The 17518-nt window shown below is 71.8% G+C and carries 15 protein-coding genes; 6 read left to right on the forward strand and 9 right to left on the reverse strand.

The annotated features are described in order from the left end of the window. Window positions 1-21: 21 nt before the first annotated feature. Window positions 22-687: a TetR/AcrR family transcriptional regulator gene (locus AC0VYD_RS21080; RefSeq protein WP_475477157.1), complete on the reverse strand. Its 666-nt coding sequence runs from the start codon at window positions 685-687 to the stop codon at window positions 22-24. A gap of 82 nt (window positions 688-769) precedes the next feature. Here AC0VYD_RS21080 and AC0VYD_RS21085 point away from each other — a divergent pair, with 82 nt between their 5' ends. Beyond that, entirely contained in the window at window positions 770-2224 is a 1455-nt protein-coding gene (locus tag AC0VYD_RS21085) for an MDR family MFS transporter (RefSeq protein WP_475477158.1), read from the forward strand. A gap of 37 nt (window positions 2225-2261) precedes the next feature. Here the strand turns inward: AC0VYD_RS21085 and AC0VYD_RS21090 are convergent, their stop codons facing one another. The 4 genes from AC0VYD_RS21090 to pgfA form a co-directional block, all read right to left on the reverse strand. Further along, window positions 2262-3014 carry a decaprenylphospho-beta-D-erythro-pentofuranosid-2-ulose 2-reductase gene (locus AC0VYD_RS21090; protein ID WP_475477159.1) on the reverse strand — a complete coding sequence of 251 codons (753 nt, stop codon included), beginning with the start codon at window positions 3012-3014 and terminating at the stop codon, window positions 2262-2264. A 52-nt stretch (window positions 3015-3066) separates the two neighbouring features. Next, complete coding sequence (locus AC0VYD_RS21095) at window positions 3067-4425, reverse strand: FAD-binding oxidoreductase (protein WP_475477160.1); 1359 nt, start codon at window positions 4423-4425, stop codon at window positions 3067-3069. Further along, window positions 4422-5420, reverse strand: a complete 999-nt coding sequence (locus tag AC0VYD_RS21100) for a decaprenyl-phosphate phosphoribosyltransferase (RefSeq protein ID WP_475477161.1) — start codon at window positions 5418-5420, stop codon at window positions 4422-4424. Before AC0VYD_RS21100 ends, AC0VYD_RS21095 begins: the two co-directional genes overlap by 4 nt. A 162-nt stretch (window positions 5421-5582) precedes the next feature. Next, entirely contained in the window at window positions 5583-6500 is a 918-nt protein-coding gene (gene pgfA / locus AC0VYD_RS21105; protein WP_475477162.1) for a cell envelope lipid trafficking protein PgfA, read from the reverse strand. Window positions 6501-6657: 157 nt separating this feature from the next. Between pgfA and AC0VYD_RS21110 the strand changes: the two genes are divergently transcribed. Continuing rightward, window positions 6658-8043: an acyltransferase family protein gene (locus tag AC0VYD_RS21110; protein ID WP_475477163.1), complete on the forward strand. Its 1386-nt coding sequence runs from the start codon at window positions 6658-6660 to the stop codon at window positions 8041-8043. 38 nt (window positions 8044-8081) lie between these two features. Here AC0VYD_RS21110 and AC0VYD_RS21115 read toward each other — a convergent pair whose 3' ends face one another. After that, window positions 8082-10133, reverse strand: a complete 2052-nt coding sequence (locus tag AC0VYD_RS21115; protein WP_475477164.1) for a hypothetical protein — start codon at window positions 10131-10133, stop codon at window positions 8082-8084. 176 nt (window positions 10134-10309) lie between these two features. Between AC0VYD_RS21115 and AC0VYD_RS21120 the strand changes: the two genes are divergently transcribed. The 3 genes from AC0VYD_RS21120 to AC0VYD_RS21130 all read left to right on the forward strand — a co-directional run bounded on the left by AC0VYD_RS21120 (window position 10310) and on the right by AC0VYD_RS21130 (window position 12528). Next, window positions 10310-11044 carry a class I SAM-dependent methyltransferase gene (locus AC0VYD_RS21120; protein WP_475477165.1) on the forward strand — a complete coding sequence of 245 codons (735 nt, stop codon included), beginning with the start codon at window positions 10310-10312 and terminating at the stop codon, window positions 11042-11044. After that, a complete protein-coding gene (locus AC0VYD_RS21125; protein ID WP_475477166.1) occupies window positions 11041-11802 on the forward strand; it encodes a class I SAM-dependent methyltransferase in 762 nt (253 codons plus the stop codon). The genes AC0VYD_RS21120 and AC0VYD_RS21125 overlap by 4 nt, the downstream gene beginning before the upstream one ends. 183 nt (window positions 11803-11985) lie before the next feature. Further along, a complete protein-coding gene (locus AC0VYD_RS21130) occupies window positions 11986-12528 on the forward strand; it encodes a class IV adenylate cyclase (protein ID WP_475480331.1) in 543 nt (180 codons plus the stop codon). A gap of 113 nt (window positions 12529-12641) precedes the next feature. Here the strand turns inward: AC0VYD_RS21130 and ligD are convergent, their stop codons facing one another. Next, window positions 12642-13559, reverse strand: a complete 918-nt coding sequence (gene ligD, locus AC0VYD_RS21135; RefSeq protein WP_475477167.1) for a non-homologous end-joining DNA ligase — start codon at window positions 13557-13559, stop codon at window positions 12642-12644. Window positions 13560-13815: 256 nt separating this feature from the next. Between ligD and AC0VYD_RS21140 the strand changes: the two genes are divergently transcribed. Next, complete coding sequence (locus tag AC0VYD_RS21140) at window positions 13816-15525, forward strand: hypothetical protein (protein WP_475477168.1); 1710 nt, start codon at window positions 13816-13818, stop codon at window positions 15523-15525. Between the two features lie 69 nt (window positions 15526-15594). On the opposite strand, the gene AC0VYD_RS21145 is transcribed toward AC0VYD_RS21140, so the two are convergent. Both AC0VYD_RS21145 and AC0VYD_RS21150 read right to left on the reverse strand, forming a co-directional pair. Beyond that, window positions 15595-16539 carry an electron transfer flavoprotein subunit alpha/FixB family protein gene (locus AC0VYD_RS21145; protein ID WP_475477169.1) on the reverse strand — a complete coding sequence of 315 codons (945 nt, stop codon included), beginning with the start codon at window positions 16537-16539 and terminating at the stop codon, window positions 15595-15597. A 33-nt stretch (window positions 16540-16572) separates the two neighbouring features. Beyond that, window positions 16573-17352: an electron transfer flavoprotein subunit beta/FixA family protein gene (locus tag AC0VYD_RS21150; RefSeq protein WP_475477170.1), complete on the reverse strand. Its 780-nt coding sequence runs from the start codon at window positions 17350-17352 to the stop codon at window positions 16573-16575. Between the last annotated feature and the right edge of the window lie 166 nt (window positions 17353-17518).

Below are 17518 nucleotides of genomic sequence, written 5' to 3' on the forward strand. Positions count from 1 at the left end.
CCCGGCCCGCCGGGTCCCGGTCTACTCCGGCCTCATCCCGCGGCCCGGTCCGTGGATGCGCAGGAAGGCGTCCACCCCCGAGCGGACCATCGCGACCCGCTCCTCCTCGGGCAGCGGGAGCGCTCCGAAGAAGGACCGGCTGTTGGCCTGGGTGCGCACCAGGGCCAGGTAGTGTCCGGCGGCGGCCTCCTCACCGCCCTCCCCGATCTCCAGCAGTCCCCGGTCGGCCAGGGCGCGCAGGTGTGCGGCCAGGTCCTGGACGACCAGTTCGGAACCGCTGTCCGACCAGGCCCTGGCGGCGTCGGGAAAGTGCGCGGCCTCCCCGATCAGCAACCGGACCAGGGCCGTGTGGTCGGCGCGGCGGCCCCGCGGGGACAACCACTCGTCCCCGAACCCGACCAGGGCCTCACGCGCGTCCTCGGCTTCCCGCAGGTGGCGGGCGGCGATCACGGCGTGGTCGGCCGCGAGGGTGGCGCTGCTCTGGGAGACGATCCTGAGGAACAGGTCCCGCTTGTCGTCGAAGTGGTTGTAGATGGTGCGCTTGGACACGCCCGCGTCGGCGGCGATCGCGTCCACGCTGGCCCGTGCGTAGCCCTCCCTCAGGAAGACCCGCAGCGCGGCCTCCGTGATGGCCTCGTGCTTGACCGCCGACCTGCGATCGCGTCCGTCCGCGCATGTGTCGGTCAACTCTGGTCCCCTGTCCTCGCGGGTGCTCGGTCCTGGAAGAACACAGTTCCCAAAGGAAACTGCACCGTGTAGTTTACCTTGTATGGCGAAGCAAGAACCCACCTCTCCATCCGCCGGTTCCACCGGTCCCGCCAGTTCCCTCCCCCCGGCGCCCCAGCGGCTCGACCGCCCGCTGCTCAAGCTCGCCTCCGTCCTCCTGGTCGGCGCCATGGCAGCACTCCTGGACACCACGATCGTCAACGTGGCCGTCGACCACCTCTCCCGGGCCCTGGACGCTCCCGTGTCGACCGCGCAGTGGGTGGCCAGCGCCTACCTGCTCTCCACCGCCTCGGTGATCCCGGTGACCGGCTGGGCGATCGACCGCTTCGGCCAGCGCGCCACCTGGATGACCGCGCTCGCGCTGTTCGGAGCGGGTTCGCTGCTGTGCACCACCGCCTGGTCGATCGAGAGCCTGATCGCCTTCCGGGTGCTCACCGGGCTGGGCAGCGGCATGGTCCTGCCCCTGGTCATGACGATCCTCGTGCAGGCCGCGGGACCGCAGCGCCTCGGAAGGGCGATCGGCCTGCTCAGCGTGCCCATCCAGATCGCGCCCGCGCTGGGCCCCGTGCTGGGCGGGATCGTCCTGGACACGTTGGGCTGGCGGTGGATCTTCGTGGTCGCGCTGCCCTTCATCCTGCTGGCCGTGGCTCTGGCCGTGCGCGGGGTGCCCAAGGGGAGTCCGCGGGCCGCCGAACGGCTCGACCTGGTGGGGCTGCTCCTGCTCTCCCCCGGGATCGCGACCCTGCTCTACGGCCTGTCCGTGCTGGGCGACTCCCGCCACGCCCTGGTGTTCGCGGCCGTCGGCCTGATACTGATCGTCGGTTTCGTGGTGCACGCCCTGCGCGAGCGGCCCGGAGGCCCTGCCCCGGTGATCGATCTGCGCCTGTTCCGGAACCTGCTGTTCCGGCTGGGCGCGCTGCTGATGTTCGTGTTCGGGATCTGCATCTGGGCGGGCATGTTCCTGCTCCCGCTCTTCTTCCAGCAGGTACAGGACACCTCCGCGCTGACCGCGGGGCTGCTCATGGCACCGATGGCCGCGGGGGTGGCCGTGGTGAACCTGTTCATCGGGCCGATCGCGGACCGCACCGGGCCGCGTTACCTGGTGCTGGGCGGTCTCCTCGTGGGCGCGGCCGCCACCGCACCGTTCGGCCTGGCAGGGCCGGACACCCCGGCCGCCCTGCTGGCCACCGCGATGTTCGTCCGCGGTCTGGGCCTGGGCGCGGCGATGGTGCCGATGCTGGCCACCGCCTACCGGGGGCTGCCCTCGGACCGGGTGCCCCGGGCCAGCAGCGCCCTGAACGTCACCCAGCGGCTCGGTGCCGCCGTCGGCACCGCCGCGCTGGCCCTGCTGCTCGCGTCCCTGCTCGCCGACGCCGCCCGCCCCGAGACGGCCTTCCAGGCGACCTTCTGGTGGATGACCGGTCTGACCGCCGGGGCGATGGTCCCCGCGATGTTCCTGCCGAGCACCCGCCCGGACCTCACCGAGCGGTCCGGCTAGCGGAGGAGTTAACGGCCGGGGAGGCGGACCGGGGGGGCTAACGCCCCAGGCGGCGCCACAGGGCCCGGGGCACCATCCGCATCCCCGTGAACACCGGTCGCAGCACGCGCGGCGCCCAGACCGTGGTGGCGCCGCCGCGCAGACCCCTGGCCACGGAGTCGGCCACCTGGCCGGGAGTGGCGGGGAACGGCGCCGGGTCGACGTGCCGGGACATCCGGGTGGCGACGTAGCCCGGCCGGACCACCAGGACCCGCGCTCCGGTCCCGTGCAGCGAGTCCGCCAGCCCCTGGGCGAACCCGTCGAGCCCCGCCTTGGCGGAGCCGTACACGAAGTTGGCCCGGCGCACCCGGACCCCGGCCACCGACGACAGCACCACGAGCGCCCCGTGGCCCTGTTCCCGCAGGCGGGCGGCGACGGCCAGCCCGACGGACACGTGCCCGGTGTAGTTCACGGTGGCCGCGCGGGCGGCGGCCAGGGGGTCGGCCTCGTACTCCGCCTGCTCGCCCAGCACCCCGAAGGCGTCCACCACCACGTCCAGGTCGCCCACCAGCTCCACGGCGGCGGCGACCACGGCGGTGTGGGTGTCGGCGTCCTCGGCGTCGAACTCCAGCGAGTGGACGGTGGCACCGAGGGCCCCGAACACGCTCGGTGCCCCACCCGTCCCGCCCCGGGCGGCGAGCACCACCTCGCGGGCGCCCTCGCGCACCAGCCGTTCGACGACGGCCAGGCCGATCTCACTGCGACCGCCGAGCAACAGGACGGTTCGTACGCTTCCCAGCGAGTCGCGCATGGGCGGGTCCTTCCGGGTATCGGGGCGCGGGGCGGCTGCCCCGGGCCGGTGTTCACACGAGTCGGAGGCGGCGGGCCAGGTCGGACACGAGTACGCCCCCGGGGTCCGCGCGTGCCCGCGTGGCCTGCCAGGAGGGGACTTCCGGGTACATGGCGTGCACGGTCTCCGCGTCGGCCCGGCTGTCCTTGGCCAGGTACAGGCGCCCGCCCGCCGCCAGGACCCGTTCGTCGAACCCGCGCAGCAGCCGCGCCAGCCCGGGCAGCTCCGCGGGCAGGTCCAGGGCGAGCGTCCACCCGGGCCGGGGGAAGGACAGCGGGCCCGGTGTCGGCTCGCCCATCCGCTTGAGGACGGCGAGGAAGGAGGGCGCACCCGCCCCGGACAGCCCCGCCACGACGGCGCGCAGGGTGTCCTCCTCCCCGAAGGGCACGACGAACTGGTACTGCACGAACCCGTGCGGCCCGTACATCCGGTTCCAGCCCCGTACCGAGTCCAGCGGGTGGAAGAACCCGCCGATCGGCCGGGTCTGGCCGCGCCTGCGCTGGGGGGCGGCGTTGTAGTAGGCGGTGTTGAAGGCGCTCACCGTCCACCGGTTGAGCAACCGCGGCGGCGCCCAGGGCGGCGCGGGCAGCGCTGGCCCGGTCCGGTACCGCAGGGGTTCGCGGCGCTGCGGCGCGGGCAGGTCGGCGGGGCGGGCGTGGTGGGCGCGGGTCAGCACCCCGCGGCCCGTGGCCGCTCCCCTGGCGAGCAGGTCGACCCAGCAGACCGTGTACCGGTAGGCGTGGTCGGTGCGCGCCATCAGCTCCAGGGTGGAGTCGAGGTCGCCGGTGCGGTCGGTGTCCACGCGGACGTGGGCGGTCTCGACCGGGTGCACGCCGAGGGTGGCCTCGGTGATGACCCCGGTCAGCCCCATCCCGCCCACGGTGGCCCAGAAGAGTTCGGTGTCGCCGTGGTCCGGGCCGAGCCGGTGCACCTCGCCGACCGGGGTGAGCAGGGTGAGGGAGCGCACGTGGGCGCCGATCGAGGAGTCGGCGTGGTGGTTCTTGCCGTGCACGTCGGCGGCGATCGCCCCGCCCAGGGTGACGTGTCTGGTCCCGGGGGTGACGGGCACGAAGTACCCGCGGGGCAGCAGGTACGCGATGATCCGTTCGAGGCTGGTCCCCGCGGGCGCGGTGACCTCCGCCCGGCCGGTGTCCAGGCGCGGCGGCCCGGCGAGTCCGGTGCAGTCCAGGACGAGTCCGCCCGCAGCCTGGGCGGCGTCGCCGTAGGAGCGCCCCAGGCCCCGGGCGAGGGCGCCGCGCGGCCCCGCACGGGACAGCGCCTGCGCGGCCTGTTCGAGGGTGCGCGGACGCACGACGCGGGCGGCGGTGGGGGCGGTGCGGCCCCAGCCGGTGAGGAGGGTCGGTCGACTCACAGGTAGATCCCCAGTCCGACCAGGAGGGCGAGGGCGGCGAGGACGAGTTGGAGGGGGCGGTCCCCCAACGCGATCTCCTCGGGTTCCTCGCCCGCGCCCCGGTCCACGAGCAGGTTGTAGCGGAGCACGAACATGACGAACGGAACGATACTGACCGCGTGGAACACGGAGTGCGGACCGCCGTCCTGCTCCAGGGCCCACAGGCAGTAGGTGACGATCATGGAACCGGAGGCGATGGTGCGCATCTGGGAGAGGTAGCTGGTGGTGTAGCCCAGCAGCGCCGCGCGGGTGGGGTGCGCCTGGCGCTCCCGCGCCCCGGGGCCGTTCCGGGGAGCGTCCCGGGCCCCCGGTCCCCCGTCCGGAGCGTACAGGCGCAGTTCGGCCTCGCGTTTGCCGACCACCACCAGCAGGGCGGCCAGCGAGACCACGATGACGAACCACGAGGTCAGCTCCACGCCGGCGACGATCCCGCCCGCCACGGCCCGCAGCACGTGGCAGGAGGCGACCGCGACCAGGTCGCAGACGACGACGTCCTTGAGCAGGTGCGTGTAGGCCAGGGTGAGCAGCACGTACACGGTCAGCAGCAGGGTCAGGCGCCAGTTGCCCAGGGCGAGGGAGGCCAGCGGGGCGGCGGCGGTGAGCACGGCCCCCGCGGTCGCGGCGACCGGCACCGGGAGGTCGCCCGAGGCGACGGGGCGGTGGCGTTTGCGGGGGTGTTCGCGGTCGCGGTGCAGGTCGCGGACGTCGTTGAGCAGGTAGGTGCCGCTGGCGGCCGCGCAGAAGAGGACGAAGGCGGCGGCGCACAGCAGCAGGGTGCGGGGGTCGCCGAGCGCTCCCGCGGTGCCGGGGGCGGCGAACACCAGCAGGTTCTTCAGCCACTGGCGGGGGCGGCAGGCCCTGAGCAGGGGCAGGGCCCGGAGCGGGCGGGGGCGCGACCCCGTGACGGTGCTCCTCCCGGGCCGGTTTCCGGCCCCGGGGGTCGTGGTCGGTGCCATGGCCTCCCCCTGTCTTCCGTCTGTCGGGGCCCTGTGGGAAGTGGATGCCGGACCGCCTGCGGGGGGTTCAGGCGGTCCGGCCGATCGGGGTGCCCGGGTCAGGGGGCGCGGGTCGGGTTCGGGGGGTGTGTCCTCGGGGGTCGGGGGCCGGTCGGTGCCGTGCTAGTGCTGTTCGGGACGGCGACCGGTGACGAACAGGACGATGGCGACACCGATGAACCCGGCACCGACGATCAGCGCGCCGATGGGCAGCGTGGTGTGCAGCAGCGGGAGGACCGTGCGGGCCTGTTCGGAGTTCTCGATCGCGGCGGCGCGGGTGGCGTCGTCGAAGCGGAGTTCACCGCTGAGCAGGGTCAGGACCTCCTCGCCGTCGACGACGACGACACGGTGGTGGTCCTCGCTGATGTCGATGGGGGAGCCGCTGACCGGTTCGATCCAGTAGGTCCGGGTGATGGAGAAGGTCTCGTCTCCGACGACGTCGCCCTCGCCCTCGAGTCCGGCGACCGAGCGCGGGATCTCGCGCTCGTCGATCACGGTCGGCTCGACGGTCTGGACGAACTTGTAGGCCTCGACGCCGTCGACCTCCTCGACGCCCTCGAACTCCATGGGGACGTTCTCCTGGACCGTGGTCTCGAAGAAGTCGTGGTCGCGCTGTTCGGTGAAGAAGGGGAACTTCCACCCCTGGCCGGTCTGGGCGACGGCTTCGTCGTTGATCATGGCGTCGCAGCAGTCGACCAGTTCTCCGGTGACGCGGTCGTGCCCGGCGCGGCGGTTGGTGGAGCTGATACCGAAGTCGGTGTCAGCGTCCTTGATCCAGGTGAACTGGTCCCACACCACCACGTCGTCGGTGCTGGAGGCCACGTCGGCCCGGATGGTCGAGTGCGCCTCCACGTCGGCGTCCTCGACGAGTTCGACGTCCTCGATGTTGAAGTAGGTGACCTCTCCGGTGTTGACGGTGGCGTTGTAGTAGTCCAGTGGAGTCTTCATCAGGGAACTGGACATCCACGTGCGCATCATGGGTGCCAAGGCGAGACAGAAGACCCCCAGCGCGATGAGAACAACCGCAACGGTACGGCGCATGTGCCCTCCTGGGCGGATGAGAGTCCAGAGCTGGAACTAGGTTCAGTTCCGGGTAGAGTACTGCCCAGTAGTGAACGACGTCACCTGGGCGTGTCTGAATTTTTATAACACGTTCTAGTAGAACACGTTTCGGTTCCCTCCCGTTCTGGAAGGCCCCATGGCGCCCACTCCCTCCGCGCCCGAGGTCACCCCCTCCGGCAGCCCTCGGACACCCCCCGCCGACCGGACGCGCCTGCTTCCACAGGTGAGCGGTCGGCACCACGCCCTCGACGGGGTGCGCGCCCTGGCCTGCCTGATGGTCCTGGTGGTGCACGTGTCCACCGAGACCGGCGACGCACTGGCCCCCGGCCCGGTGGGGGCGCTGCTCAGCGCCTCGGCCCTGGCGGTGCCCCTGTTCTTCGCGCTCTCGGGAGTGCTGCTGTACCGGCCGTGGGCCCGGGCCGCGCTGGACGGCACCCGCGGTCCGCACACCGGCGCCTACCTGTGGCGCCGCCTCATGCGCGTCTTCCCCGCCTACTGGGTCGTGGCCGTCGTCGCCCTGTTCCTGTACGCGGGCGAACACCTGTCCTCGGCACGGCACTGGTTCGAGGTCCTCACCCTGACCTTCCCGTTCAACACCGCCCCCCACTGGGCCGGCCCGGGCCCGGAGGGACTCGGCCAGATGTGGAGCCTCTCGGTGGAGATCGCCTTCTACGTCACCCTCCCGCTCCTGGCGGTGTTCCTGGGCCTGTGGGCCAAGGGCGGCAAAACGGTCGACGCCCGCGGCCGGAGGCTGCTCGGCGGGCTGGTGGCGGTCACGGTGTTGGCCTACCTGGCCCTGATCCCGCAGTACTATCCGGAGCCCCGCGAACTCATGCACTCCTGGCTGCCGCGCTGCATGGGCATGTTCGCGGTCGGGATGGCACTGGCCACGCTCTCGGAGTGGGCCTGGCGGGAAAGCGGCCCCGACGGCCCCGTCCGCCGGTTCTGCCGCACCGTCGGTACCGCGCCCGGCCTGTGCTGGACGGTCGCCGCGGCCTTCTACGTGCTGGAGGCGACCCCGGCCGCCGGGGGCAGGTTCTTCGAGCCCGGCAACCTGTGGATGTCGATCGTCGAGTCGACCGCGAGCATCGGCTTCGCCTTCTTCGTCGTCGCCCCGGTGGCCCTGGCCCCGCCCGCGCCCGACGGCCCCCGCCGCCGCCTCCGCTCCCTGGCCACCTGGACCGAGGGCGCCTGGCTGGACGGGCTGATGCGGCACCCGGTGATGGTGTACTTCGCCCCGATCAGCTACGGCGTGTTCCTCTGGCAGTTCGTCGTCCTCTACCTGTGGCGCGACTTCACCGGTCAGGAGATCTTCACCGGGTCGTTCTGGCTGGACCTGGTCCCGGTGCTGATCGGCAGCGTGCTGCTGGGCAAGCTCACCTACCACCTGGTCGAGGAGCCGAGCCGGAGGTGGTCGCGGGAGTTCCTCGCCTCCGGGGGACGCGCCGGGCGCGGCCGGAGGCGGCGCCGAGAGGACGGACGGGACCCGAGGCCGCCCGCGCAGGACCGCTCCCGGGGCTGAGCCGGGGCCGGGGCCGACCGGTCGGCCCCGGCCGGGCCTCACTCGTCCTCGCCGGCGTCCTCCGCCCCGTCCTCCTCAGCGCCTTCCCCGGCTGCCTCGGCCGCCGCCTCCTGCTCCGCGACCTGGCTCGCCGGGGCGAGCTGACCCAGTGAAGCCCAGGTCACGCAGGTCTTCCCCGCGTCGGTGAACAGGGTGAACTTCGTGTCGCGCTCGCTGACGGGCACGTACCAGAAACCGCCCTCGGGGGCGGCTGGGAGCTCGGTCCGGACCTCCTGCTCACCGACCACCACGACCAGGTCGGCGTCCTCCTCGGAGGTGTAGCCGATGGTCGCGACCTGCGCGACCCCGCCGACCTCCCACACGTTCCAGGACATCAGGCCGTCCCAGCTCTCCATGCACTCCTCGCCCTCCTCCGGGCGGAAGGCGTTGGCCCAGGAGATCGGCGCGGCCTCCACCAGGTGCCCGTCGTCGTCGAAGACGTAGGCGCTGTCGGACTCCTCCGGCGTGTACATCCGGTCGGCCACCTCGCGGTCGGCCAGCGGGGCCAGGACGTAGGAGCTGAGCCTGCGGGGCCCGTTCCACTCCAGGACGAGGTCTGTGGGGACCGGTCGGCTGTACAGGCCCGCGTCCCCGGGCACGTCCTCCAGGGACTCCCGCACGTTCGCCAGGTACTCGCGCTGCCGGTCGCCGCTCAGGGTCTCGGTGTAGGTGTGGGTCGAGTAGGACGCCGAACCCGCGTAGACGAGCGTGACGGCCGTCGCGGCCACCCACACGCCCCGGGTGTGGCGCAGGAGCTGGAGCCGGCTCCGGCCGCGCTCCTCGCCCGCGTTGCCGACCCACTCCCGGGCCCGCTCCTCCCGGGTAGCCAGGAAGGCCAGCGCCAGGACGAGGGCGAAGACCAGGGCCGCGTCGGCGACGTAGCGCGGGTCCGAGCCGACCTCGCCGTACATCCGTCCGCGGGCGATGACGGTGGGAAGCGCGTCGACGAACACCAGGTAGCCCGCGAGCAGGGCCCAGGCCCGCCAGGACGCCCGCCGCACCCGCACACTGGCGAGCACGATCGCGACGAGGACGGCCCAGGCGCCGATCAGCACGACCCCGGGAGGATCCACCAGGCCGCCGGCAGGGGTGACCGGCCCCCACTGGAAGGGCCCGCCGAGCGCACCGGTGGGGAAGACCTCGCCGAGCATCCGCCCCAGCAGTTGGACCACGACCTCGGACTCGGGCACCGAGGCGCCCTCCCCCGAGGTCGAGGCGCGCTGTCTGACCAGGTAGAGCAGGAGGTAGCCGCCGGTGACCGCGACCATCGAGAGCCAGTACACGCGGTGCCGCCGGAAGGCGTGGCCCAGCGCCGTGAGCAGGCCGCCGGGGTAGAGGAAGGCGACCGCGAACACCAGCGCCAGGGACGGCAGGAACAGCGCCTTGACGGAGAACAGCATCCCGAACACGACGGCGCCGCCCGCCCACCAGGCGAAGAGCGGGGTTCCGGTGCGCAGGTAGCGGACGGTCCACAGCAGCGCCAGCACGGTCGCCAGCTGGAGGGGGACGGCGTTGAGCGCGGCCGCCCACCAGCCCAGGACCGGGATCGTCAGGGGCGCCAGCGCGTACACCGTGAGCGGGACGAGCAGGGCCCAGCGGCGGCCGAACAGCTCCCACAGCAGGCGGAGGAAGGCCAGGATCGCCACCGCCTGCAGGAGCAGCATGGTGCCGGCCGCGGACGCCCAGTGGTAGGGGCCGAAGGCCGTCTGGACGTACACCAGGAAGAGCCCGCCGGGCATGAAGTGGCCCTTGTGCAGCTCCAGCAGGTACGCGGGGGCGAGTTCGCTGGTGCGCGCGCCGGCGAAGAAGAGGAAGTCGTCCTCGACGAAGTAGGACTCGCTGAGCACGTACACCTTGAGCAGGAGGGCGGCGAGAACGACCAGGAGACCGGCCTGGAGGACCCGGTCCCGCAGCACCCCCCGCAGGGAGGCGATCGAGTCGCCCAGCACGTCGCCGTACGTGGGCTCCTGGTCGTCGGCCTCCTCCACCGGTCGGCGTAGCCTGGTGGCTCCGCCGTCCTCTGCGCGCCCTGTGGGGGAATCAGGCGACATGGGTACTCTCCCCGACGTAGGTTGGCCAACCCGGAAAATGGGTGCCAGAATACAACACGTTCCACTTTTTCCCTGACCCTTGGCGCAGGTCCTGATGACCCGCGTGCCCATAACAGGAACAAGCTCCAGTCGGAGCTGCCCGGTGGGCGGTCGCAAGCACTGTGGGGGTGATGTCGGTGGGGCTCGAACAGGTCCGCCGCGACTGGACCCGGCTGGGTTCCACCGAGCCGCTGTGGGCGGTCTGCGTGGACCCTGACAAACGTGACGGCGGGTGGGACGACGACGAGTTCCTCGCCTCCGGCCGCGCCGACATCGACCCGGCGATCGCCCGTCTGGACGAGCTCGGGCTGGCGCCGGAACGCGGCCGTGTCCTGGACTTCGGCTGCGGGGCGGGACGGCTCTCCAACGCCCTGGCCGCGCACTTCGACCGGGTGGTGGGCGTGGACATCTCCGCGCCCATGCTGGACGAGGCGCGCCGCCTGGACCGCTCCGGGAGCCGGATCGACTTCGTGCTGAACGAGCGCCCGGACCTGTCGCTGTTCTCGGACGACTCCTTCGACCTCGTCTACACCGACCTCGTCCTCCAGCACCTGCCGACCGACCTGGCCGAGGGCTACCTGCGCGAGTTCGCCCGGGTGGTCCGCCCCGGCGGCGCCCTGGTGGTCGGCGTGCCCGAGTCCGAGCGGCGCACCTTCAAGGGCCTGGTGTTCCGGTACGCGCCGTGGCCGCTGGTGGCCCTGGCCCAGCGGGTGATCCTGCGCTACCCGGCGCCGATGCGGATGCACACCCTGCGGACAGGACGGATCGCCGAGCTGCTGCCCGGGTCGCGGATCGCCGCCTCCGACGAGTACTGGGGCGGCGACCACTGGCGCCACCTGCGCCACTACGTCGAGGTCGGTGGCGCGCAGTGACCCCGACCGCCACCCGTACCGACGGCACGGTGCCCTTCCGCGCCACCCTCGCCCGCTCCGTGGGGCTGTTCACGGCCTTCCGCAGGGAGCAGACCGACCCGGCGTTCTTCTACGGCAGGCTGGCCCGCGACACGGTCGACCAGTTGCGGTCCTACACCCCGTTGGCCGGGGAGCTCGTGGTGGACGTGGGCGGCGGCCCCGGTTACTTCGCCGACGAGCTCCGGGCCGCGGGCGCGCGCTGCCTGTGCGTGGACTCCGACGCGCACGAGATGACCCTGCACGGCCGCGAGGCCGACTCGGGGGCCGTGCAGGGCAGCGCTCTGGACCTGCCGCTGCGCAGCGGGACCGTGGACGTGTGCTTCTCCTCCAACGTGCTGGAGCACGTGCCCGACCGCGTCCGGATGGCCGACGAGATGGTGCGGGTGACCCGGCCGGGCGGTCTGGTGTACCTGTCGTACACCCTGTGGCTGTCGCCCTGGGGCGGGCACGAGACCTCGCCCTGGCACTACCTGGGCGGGTCCTACGCGGCCGAGCGCTTCACCCGCAAGCACGGCCGGCGGCCCAAGAACGACTTCGGCCGGAGCATGTACGCGGCGCACGCCAAGGAGATGCTGCGCTGGGTGCGGGGGCGTTCGGACGTGGACGTGGTCGACATCCGGCCCCGGTACCTGCCCTCGTGGATGAAGCCGGTCGTGCACGTGCCGCTGCTGCGGGAGGTCGTCACCTGGAACCTGCTGATCGTCCTGCGCAGGCGCTGACCGGTGCCGACCCCCGCGTCGCCCGCACCCCGGCCCCCTCGGGCTTTCGCGGGGTTCCGGCGGGCCCCGGAAGGGCTTTTGGGTCGCCGGAACCGTTCCGTGTTCCGCCGAAACCGGGACACGGGGAGCACACGCGGTTACGCTCCCCCGGGAATGATCACGGTGAGACGCTGGGGGCGGCTGGTGCGGGAGATCGAGGCGAAGTACAGGACCGGTGACCTGGAGGCCCTGCTGGCCGCGTTGAGGTCCGCCGGGGTGGTGGTCGCCGACCCGGTCTTCCAGGACGACCAGACCTATGCCCCGGCCGGGTGGGAGCCCGGGTACGGGAAGGTCGGGCACACGTTCGCCCGTCTGCGCACGGAGGACAACACCCACGTCCTCACCACCAAGACGCCGCTGGGCAACGCCATGGAGTGCATCGAGTACGAGACCGTGGTGGCCGACCGGGAGCAGACGCACGGTGCGCTGTTGGCGCTGGGGTACGAGCCGTTCGTGCGCATCGTCAAGGACCGGCGCAGCGGGGCCGTCGGGTCGGTGGGGGTGTGTGTCGACGTCGTCGAGGGCGCGGGCACCTTCCTGGAGCTGGAGCTGGTGGTCGACGACGACCGGGACGGGCGGGCCGCCCAGGAGGAGCTCGATGCCTGGGCGCGGGGGCTCGACGTCGAGCTGGAGCGCACCACCGAGACCTACGACGCCCTGGTGCGGCCCGGCGCGCGGTCCCGATGACCCTTCCCCGCACGGGTTTCCCCGTCCCCGACCCTCCGTGATCTTGCTACCGGGGGCGATTCCGGCGCCGGAATCGCCCCCGGTAGCAAGATCGCCGCGAAGAGGGGGCCACCCTACTCCGCCTGGCTGGCGCGGGGGCGCGGCACGACGCCGCCCTCGCCCCGGTCCAGCAGGGACAGCGCCCGGCGCGGGGACCTCGCGTGCCTGCGCATCCCCGCGAACGGGCACTCCCGGCGTTCCAGGCCGATCGTGAAGTCCCGCGACGAGGTGAGCTGGTCCAGTTCCTCCCAGGTCACCGGGGCGGCCACCGGGGCCCCGGGCCTGGCCCGGACCGAGTACGGCGCGACCGCGAGCTGGGCGGGCCCGTTGCGCAGGTAGTCGACGAACATCCGGCCGCGCCTGGCCGCCTTGCGCACCCGGGTGGTCCACTCCTCGGGCGCGCGGGCCGCGACCCGGTCCGCGACCGCCTTGGCCAGCCGCCGCACCTCCAGGTCGCCCGCCTCGGGTCGCAGCGGCGAGTGGACGTGCAGCCCCCGGGAGCCGGTGGTCATCACGTACGCGGCCAACCCGAGTTCGGTCAGGACCTCGCGCACGCTCCAGGCGGCGTCCCGGCAGGACTCGAAGGCGTCCTCCCCCTCGCCCACCGGGTCGAGGTCCAGGACCATCCGATCGGGCAGGCCCAGGCGCGGAGTACGCGAGGACCAGGTGTGCAGGGTGATGGCGGCCTGGTCGGCGCACCACACCAGGGCGGCCGCCTCCTGGCACTCCATCATCCGTCCCGAGGAGGTCCACACCGTACGTATCCACCTGGGGTGCGGCGGGTGCTGGGACAGGAAGCCGGAACCGTCGATGCCGTCCGGGAAGCGCTCCAGCGCGACGGGCCGGTCCCGGACCAGCGGCAGCATGAGCGGCGCGATCCTGGCGTAGTAGTCGGCGAGGTCGGCCTTGGTCGCCCCGTCTGGCCCGAAGAGCGGCTTCTCGGCGTGCTTGACCTCCACCTTGCGCCGCCCGGCCCGTACCGTCGTCCGCATCGACCGAACCCCCTCCGGTCAGGAACATCGTGCGCCGGACTTACCCGGACATACCACGCGAAAACCACACGGAACCTTTCACATAGGGCAAACCACCTGCCCTTCCGCACACAAAAGCCAACGCCCGGCCGGACGGGAACGGGCACGGCCCGGTGAACGGTTCCGGGCGGGCGAACGTCGGAAGGAATGTGAACGGCAGCCTTGCGGTGACGGCCCTCCCTGAAGCCGCACCCTGCCCCGGCCCCGGAGGAGCCCCGTGCCCGACCAGTTCGATCTGCGCGGCAGCCGCGCCCGGGGTGATGTCATCGGCAAGCAGGTCAATCAGTACCCGGCACCGAAACCGCACGGCCTGAACGCACTCCCCGCCCCGCCAATCGGCTTCAGCGGACGCGAGAGGGAACTCACCGGGCTCCTGGCCCTGCTCGACCCCTCCGCCTCACACACGTCAGGCGGGGGGCCGGTGTCGGCGATCACCGGAATGGGAGGAGTCGGCAAGACCGCCCTTGCGGTGACGGCAGCCGACACCGCGTTCGAGCGAGGCTGGTTCTCGGGGGTTCTGTTCGTCAACCTGCGAGGCTACGATCCCGAACCGCTCTCCCCCGAACAGGGTCTGAGCTCGCTGCTGAGTCTTATGGGAAACCAGGACCGGAACGTGGCGGACCGTGGGGCCCTCTACCGGCAGGAACTCACCCGGGCCGCGTCAGCACTCGGCGGCCCGATCCTGGTCGTGGCTGACAACGCCTCGTCGGTCGCCCAGGTGGAAGCTCTTGAGCCAGGAGGATCCCACCGGCTCCTGGTGACCTCACGCTCGCCTCTGCCCGCGCTCTCTCCTCGGCGCGTCGAGCTCGATCCGCTCGGCGAGGCGGCATCGCGGGAGATGCTGAGCTCACTACTGACCGACCCCGATGACGAACTGGCCCTGGTCCAGGAGCCAGAGGCAGCGCGGTCGATCATCCGGGCCTGTGAGGGTCTCCCCCTGGCCCTCCGTGTCTGCGGGACCCTGATCCGTTCCATCCCCTACCCCGACCGTGTGCTGGCCGAACTCGCGGCGTCCCTCGCTCCGGAGCGGCGTCTGGAGACCCTCGACGACGGGCATCTGTCGGTCTCCCACATGCTTGACCGCACGGTCGCGGGGCTCAGCTCCGAGCAGGTCCGGATGTTCGCCCTCCTGGGCACGGCGCCCGTGGAGAGTGTGCCACTCGGTGCTGCGACCGCCCTGTCCGGTCTCACCGGGGCGGAGACCAGGGCGCTCCTCAACGGTTTGGAGAACGCCCAGCTCGTTCAGTGGGCCCCGGAACAGCGCTGGTCCATGCACGGACTGACCCGTGACCACGCCCGGCTCAGAGCACCGCGTCCCCCGGCCGGGGAAGTCCGCGCGGCGCTGGTCAGGCTGGTGGAGTACTACGCGGACACCGCCAGGAAGGCCCTGGCCTGCCTCGACAACGAGGGGGACGACGACCTCGCGCTCAGCCGGAGCGGCCGGGCCAGCTCCTGGTTCGATGACGAGATCGACAATGTCGCGGAGATCGTGCGAGCAGCGGACGCCCTCGGGCGCACCGACGTCTCTGTGAACCTGCCGCTTGAACTGGGCGAGGTCCTGTTCCCGAACTGCGACACGGGTCCGGGCACGACCATGCTCACCATCGCGCGCGACAACGCCCGAAGGGCTGGCGACCGGGCCGGGGAAGCCCAGGCGTCGTTGCTGTTGGGATCACACGAAGCAGTCTGGGGAGCGCCCTCGCGGGCCGAGACGGACCTCCGGCACGCTCTGGGGCTCTTCGAGGCGGACGAGGACCGGATCGGTCAGGCCATCGCCTGGACGGACCTCGCTCTGCTCTTCGCCAGGACCGGCGAGGACCGCAGGGTCCTCCCAGCGTTGGAGAGGGCCCTGTTCCTGACCGACGGGACGGAGTCACCGTTGGCCGAGGACGTCCGTGCCCTCATCGACGAGCACCGTCGCAGCTGAACGAAAGCCAACGCCCGGCCGGGGCGGACCCCGGTCGGGCGTTGGCTCGGATACGCGAAGCGCTCGCTACTACTTGCGCTTGTTGATCTCCTCGGTCAGCTGCGGGGCGACCGTGTGCAGGTCACCCACGACGCCGAAGTCGGCGAGCTCGAAGATCGGGGCCTCGGGGTCCTTGTTGACCGCGAGGATGTTCTTCGAGGTCTGCATACCCGCCCGGTGCTGGATCGCGCCGGAGATACCCAGGGCGACGTACAGGTTCGGGCTGACCGTCTTACCGGTCTGGCCGACCTGGAACTGGTTCGGGTACCAGCCGGAGTCGACGACGGCGCGCGAGGCACCGACGGCGGCACCGAGGGAGTCGGCCAGGTTCTCGACGACGGTGAAGTCGTCGGAGCCCACGCCGCGGCCACCGGAGACCACGATGGCGGCCTCGGTGAGCTCGGGGCGCGCGCCCTTCTCCTGGACGACGCGCTCGACGACCTTGGCGCCCTTGGCGGCGTCGGAGATGTCGACCGAGACGGCCTCCTCGGCGGCAGCGCCGGCGGCGGCCTCCGGGACGACCGAGTTCGGGCGGACCGCGACGATCGGCACACCGGTCCGCACGCGGGCGTGGGTGACGGTGGCGCCACCGAAGATGCTGTGCTCGGTGACGAGCTCAGCGGTGACGTCGACGACGTCGGTGAGCACACCGGAGCCCAGCTTCACGGCGGTACGGCCGGCGACCTCCTTGTTCTCGGCGGTGGCCGAGACGAGGATGGCGGCGGCGCCCTTGTCCTGGGCGAGCTTGGTGAGCAGCTCGGCCTTGGGGGCTACGACGTAGTCGTTCACCTCGGCCGGAGCCACGTAGACCTTCTCGGCGCCGAACTCGGCCAGCGCGGCCTTGCCCGACTCCGCACCTTCGCCGACCCACACCGCGGCGGGCTCGCCGATGCGGCGCGCAGCGGTCAGCAGCTCGGTGGTGACCTTCTTGACCTGTCCGTCGACGTGGTCGACGAGGACGAGGACCTCAGCCATAATCCTTGAACCTTCCTGAGTCTCTCGCCTGACCTACACGAACTTCTTCTCGGCGAGGAAGTCGGCGGCCTTGGCGCCACCGTCGCCCTCGTCCTTGACGATCGTGCCCGCGGCACGCGGCGGCGCGGCGGCGAAGTCAACGGTCTCGGTGGTGGCGTTGGCCAGACCGACCTTGCCGGTGTCGATGCCCGCGTCGGCCGCGGACTTCTTGTCGACCGGCTTCTTCTTCGCCTGCATGATCAGCTTGAAGGACGGGTAGCGGGGCTCGTTGATCTTCTCCATGACGGAGACGACCGCCGGGAGCTGAGCCTCGACCACGTCATAGCCGTAGTCGGTCTGACGCTGGATCTTGATGGCGCTGCCGTCGATGTCGACCTTGCCGGCCAGCGTGAGCTGGGGCAGGCCGAGGTACTCGGCGAGCGCGGCACCGACGACACCGGTACGGGCGTCGGTGGACTCCGAGCCGAGGACGACCAGGTCGTACTCGATGGTGCCCAGGGCCTGCGCGAGCGCGTAGGCGGTCTGGATCGCGTCGGAGCCGTGCAGCGCCTCGTCGTTGACGAAGACGGCCTTGTCGGCACCCATGGACAGGGCCTTGCGGATCGAGTCCGTGGCCTGGTCCGGTCCCATCGTCAGGATGGTGACCTCGCCGCCGTGCTTCTCCTTGAGCAGGAGAGCCTCTTCGATCGCGTACTCGCACAGCTCGTTGATGACGCCGTCGGACGCTGCGCGGTCCAGCGTCTTGTCATCGGCGTTGAGCTTCCGTTCGGTCGCCGTGTCCGGGACCTGCTTGACCAAAACGACAATATTCATGGCCGGTGGCCGACCTCCCTGCACTCCCATATCCGCCGTCAGGCGGGTGGGCGCTGGCGCGCCCCGTTACTGCCAACAATGCCGAATGCCGTTCGGTCATCCGACGGCGGGTCCGGTGTACACGTCTACACCCGCCCCGCCAGTGCTCATAACACAGATGTTACTC

It is taken from the genome of Nocardiopsis sp. iso_40 (assembly GCF_056173285.1).